Raw genomic sequence first — 4,964 nt, forward strand, 5'->3', positions numbered from 1 at the left:
GCACGCGGGTGTTGCCGGTACGGCGCTGGAACCTCTTCGATCCACAAGTCGTCGGCTGGCTGTCGCGCAGCGGTTTGCCGGAAAACTTCGTCGACGACTTGCTTGACCTGCGTCGTACCATCGAACCGATGGCGGTGCGTTGGGCCTGCGAGCGCGCGACGGTGGAACAAGTGCAAGCCGTGCTTCAGGCCTACAACGCGCTGGAACGAGCCGTAGACAGCGGCATCGATTACAACCGCGCCGACCAGTTCTTCCATGAGTGCATCCTCGCCGCCAGCCACAATCAATTCATCGAACAAATGGTCCCGGCCCTCGGCGCGCTGCTGGCGGTGTCGTTCGAAGTGTCTGCCGCCGACCCGGACGAACTGCGCCGCACCTTGCCGATTCACAAAGACATGGCCGACGCCATCGCCGCCCGGGATGCTGCGCGGGGTGTGTGGGCCTGCATGACCCTGATCGATAACGCCGACCTGGCGATCAAACGGTTTTACCCCCAAGTCATGGCTGACAAGAAGGCAAGCTGACCAGGCTCGCTCCCACATAAAAGCATAAAAAGGAGGTTTCATGACGTGGACTGCGGTTACCGAACACCGTGCGCGACTCGGTGAAGGTCCGTTCTGGGATGCACCGACCCAGGCGCTGTACTGGGTCGATATCGCCGGCCAACAGGCGCTGCGATTGATCGGCGCCAATGTGGAAATCTGGCAGATGCCGGAACACGTGTCCGCATTCATCCCCTGCGAAAGTGGCGATGCCCTGGTGACATTGAGCAGTGGGGTTTATCGGCTGGACCTGAACTCTCCCGGCCTGGAGCCTCGGCTGACCTTGCTCTGTGTGGCCGATCCGCAACCCGGCAATCGCGCCAACGAAGCCCGCTGCGATGCCTTGGGCCGGCTCTGGCTGGGCACCATGCAAAACAACATCGGCGAGCAGGGCGAAGATTTGCCGATCGTGCGCCGCTCCGGTGGCCTGTTTCGCATCGACCGCGATGCTCGGGTCACGCCGCTGCTTCGAGGGCTCGGCATCCCCAACACATTGCTATGGAGCGACGACGGCACAACCCTGTATTTCGCCGACAGCCTCGACGGTACGTTGTACCAACATTTCATCCATACCGACGGCAACCTCGACACCGCCTGCGTCTGGTTTGGCCCCCACGAACGGGGTGGCCCCGACGGCTCGGCGATGGATGCCGAGGGCTATATCTGGAACGCCCGCTGGGACGGCAGTTGCTTGCTCAGGCTGAGCCCGGACGGTCATGTCGATCGGGTGATCGAACTGCCTGTCAGTCGCCCCACCAGTTGCGTGTTTGGTGGCGAAGACTTCAAAACCTTGTACATCACCAGTGCGGCGAGCCCGCTCAACCATCCATTGGATGGTGCGGTGTTGTCGGTTCGAGTCGATGTGCCCGGAAAGCCCTGTCAGAGATTTGCAGGATAAATCCCAAAATATGGGATGCAAAATTATATATTGAGATTTGTTGGTGGCCGGGTTTATAGTCGGCCCCATCAGTTACACGCACTCACACTTAAAAAAACAAAACAGGTGAAGTGATGCAGCGATATTCCACCGTCCTCCCTTGGGGTGACAGTGCTTCAGGCCGCCCCGGCGCCCGGGCGTTTGCACGCCTGCCTGCCTATTCCAAAAAGCCTTTTGACCGGACATCGACAGATGTCCGGTTTTCGTCGTGCCCTCGAACAGGAGTGTTGATCCATGGCTGAACCCCTTTCCTTGCCACCGGTGCCCGAACCGCCGAAGGGTGAGCGCCTGAAAAACAAGGTCGTGCTGTTGACCGGCGCCGCTCAGGGGATCGGCGAAGCGATTGTCGCGACCTTTGCGTCCCAGCAAGCCAAGCTGGTCATCAGCGATATCCAGGCCGAGAAAGTCGAAAAAGTCGCGGCGCATTGGCGTGAACAAGGCGCGGATGTCGTGGCGATCAAGGCCGACGTATCGCGCCAGCAAGACCTGCACGCCATGGCCAAGTTGGCCATTGAGCTTCACGGTCGCATCGACGTGCTGGTCAACTGCGCCGGGGTCAACGTGTTCCGTGATCCGCTGCAAATGACCGAGGACGACTGGCATCGTTGCTTCGCCATCGACCTGGACGGCGCCTGGTATGGCTGCAAAGCCGTGCTGCCGCAGATGATCGAGCAGGGCATCGGCAGCATCATCAACATCGCCTCGACCCATTCCACTCACATCATTCCCGGCTGCTTCCCGTACCCGGTGGCCAAGCATGGCTTGCTCGGGCTGACCCGCGCCTTGGGCATCGAATACGCACCCAAGGGCATTCGCGTCAACGCCATCGCACCGGGCTATATCGAAACCCAACTGAACGTCGACTACTGGAACGGCTTTGCCGACCCTCATGCCGAACGTCAACGGGCCTTCGACTTGCATCCACCGCGCCGCATCGGTCAGCCAATCGAAGTGGCGATGACTGCCGTGTTCCTGGCCAGCGATGAGGCGCCATTCATCAACGCTTCGTGCATCACCATCGATGGTGGTCGTTCGGTCATGTACCACGACTGAATAACTTGGGTTTCAGGCGAAAAACTACGCCTGAAATACAATCATCATACGATATGACTATTGGCTACATGCTTCGACCGCTGTATTGGCTTTCAACTAACGCTCAAAAAAAATAACAAGGAGTCAGCTTATGAAACGTCGTCGTGGGATCCGTTCCCTGTGCTGTGCCGCTTTGGCGGTCACCGCGGTCAGCCTGAGCAGTACGTTGCTGGCGGCCGAGGAAGTGAAGATCGGTTTTCTGGTCAAGCAGGCCGAAGAGCCCTGGTTCCAGACCGAGTGGGCCTTCGCTGAAAAGGCCGCCAAGGACAAGGGCTTCACCGTCATCAAGATCGCTGTGCCTGATGGCGAGAAAACCCTTTCGGCCATCGACAGCCTGGCGGCGAACGGCGCCAAGGGCTTCGTGATCTGCCCGCCGGACGTCTCCCTCGGCCCGGCGATCATGGCCAAGGCCAAGCTCAACGGTTTGAAAGTGATCGCTGTCGATGACCGTTTCGTCGATGCCGGCGGCAAGTTCATGGAGGACGTGCCATACCTCGGCATGGCAGCTTTCGAAGTTGGCCAGAAGCAGGGTGCCGCCATGGCCGCCGAAGCGAAAAAGCGCGGCTGGGACTGGAAACAAACCTATGCGGTGATCAACACCTTCAACGAACTCGATACCGGCAAGAAACGCACCGACGGTTCGGTTAAAGCCCTGGAAGACGCCGGGATGCCGAAAGACCACATTCTGTTCTCGGCCCTGAAAACCCTCGACGTACCTGGCAGCATGGACGCCACCAACTCGGCGCTGGTGAAGCTCCCGAGCGGGGCGAAAAACCTGATCATCGGCGGGATGAACGACAACACCGTGCTGGGCGGCGTGCGCGCCACCGAAAGCGCCGGTTTTGCCGCCGCCAACGTAATCGGTATCGGCATCAACGSCACCGATGCCATCGGCGAACTGAAGAAAGCCAACAGCGGCTTCTTCGGCTCGATGCTGCCGAGCCCGCACATCGAGGGCTACAACACCGCCAGCATGATGCACGAGTGGGTCACCACCGGCAAAGAACCGCCGAAATACACCGCCATGGACGACGTGACGCTGATCACGCGCGACAACTTCAAGCAGGAACTGGAAAAGATCGGCCTGTGGAATTGAGGGTCGGTTGATTTCATTGGCGGCCCCGGTGACGGGGCCGCCTGATCGGTGTGATGAGGTGGGTTATGCACGCACACGTACAAACAGATGAACAGCGCATTGGCGGCAGCCTGCGCTTCAACGGGATCGGCAAAACCTTTCCCGGGGTGAAGGCGCTGGACGGCATCAGCTTCGTCGCGCATCCGGGGCAGGTTCATGCCTTGATGGGCGAGAACGGCGCCGGTAAATCCACACTGCTGAAGATCCTCGGCGGTGCTTACACGCCGAGCAGCGGCGACCTGCGGATCGGCGAGCAGACGAGGGTCTTCAAATCCACTGCCGACAGCATTGGCAGCGGGGTCGCGGTGATCCATCAGGAGCTGCACCTGGTGCCGGAAATGACCGTGGCCGAGAACCTGTTTCTTGGGCATCTGCCGGCAAGTTTCGGCCTGATCAATCGCAGCGTTTTGCGGCAACAGGCACTGGCCTGCCTCAAAGGCCTGGCCGATGAAATCGATCCACAAGAGAAAGTCGGGCGCTTGTCCCTCGGTCAGCGGCAACTGGTGGAAATCGCCAAGGCGCTGTCCCGTGGCGCGCATGTGATTGCGTTCGACGAACCCACCAGCAGCCTGTCGGCGCGGGAGATCGATCGCTTGATGGCGATCATCGGTCGTCTGCGCGACGAAGGCAAAGTGGTGCTCTACGTCTCCCATCGCATGGAAGAGGTCTTCCGCATCTGCAACGCGGTAACGGTGTTCAAGGACGGTCGCTTCGTGCGCACCTTCGAGGACATGAGCGCGCTGACCCATGACCAGTTGGTGACGTGCATGGTCGGCCGCGACATTCAGGACATCTACGATTACCGCAGCCGCCCGCGTGGCGCAGTGGCGCTCAAGGTTGACGGTTTACTGGGGCCGGGTTTGCGTGAACCGGTGAGTTTCGAGGTGCACAAGGGCGAGATTCTGGGTCTGTTCGGCTTGGTTGGCGCGGGCCGCACCGAGCTGTTTCGCATGCTCAGTGGACTTACCCGCAACACGGCCGGACGCCTGGAGTTGCGTGGACATGAACTGAAACTGCGCTCACCGCGCGATGCCATTGCGGCGGGGATTCTGCTGTGCCCCGAGGACCGCAAGAAGGAGGGCATCCTGCCGCTCGCCAGTGTCGCCGAGAACATCAACATCAGTGCTCGTGGTGCTCATTCCACCTTCGGTTGCCTGTTGCGCGGGCTGTGGGAAAAGGGCAACGCCGACAAGCAGATCAAGGCGCTGAAGGTGAAGACGCCCAACGCGGCGCAGAAAATCATGWACCTGTCCGGCGG

5 protein-coding genes are annotated in these 4,964 nt (G+C 60.2%); all 5 read left to right on the forward strand.

Annotated elements, in window-relative coordinates; all coding sequences use genetic code 11:
- On the forward strand, window positions 1–524 hold a 524-nt coding region (locus AC1DLB_RS21035; RefSeq protein WP_477785576.1), incomplete at its 5' end, for a FadR/GntR family transcriptional regulator.
- 40 nt (window positions 525–564) lie between these two features.
- A complete protein-coding gene (locus AC1DLB_RS21040; protein ID WP_018926207.1) occupies window positions 565–1,440 on the forward strand; it encodes an SMP-30/gluconolactonase/LRE family protein in 876 nt (291 codons plus the stop codon).
- A gap of 273 nt (window positions 1,441–1,713) precedes the next feature.
- Complete coding sequence (locus AC1DLB_RS21045; protein ID WP_018926206.1) at window positions 1,714–2,532, forward strand: SDR family oxidoreductase; 819 nt, start codon at window positions 1,714–1,716, stop codon at window positions 2,530–2,532.
- A gap of 130 nt (window positions 2,533–2,662) precedes the next feature.
- Entirely contained in the window at window positions 2,663–3,667 is a 1,005-nt protein-coding gene (locus AC1DLB_RS21050; RefSeq protein WP_477785577.1) for a substrate-binding domain-containing protein, read from the forward strand.
- Window positions 3,668–3,732: 65 nt separating this feature from the next.
- Window positions 3,733–4,964, forward strand: a 1,232-nt coding sequence (locus tag AC1DLB_RS21055; protein ID WP_477785578.1) for an ATP-binding cassette domain-containing protein, incomplete at its 3' end; no start/stop codon positions are given.

The sequence above is a fragment of the Pseudomonas sp. 05N434 genome (assembly GCF_056396965.1).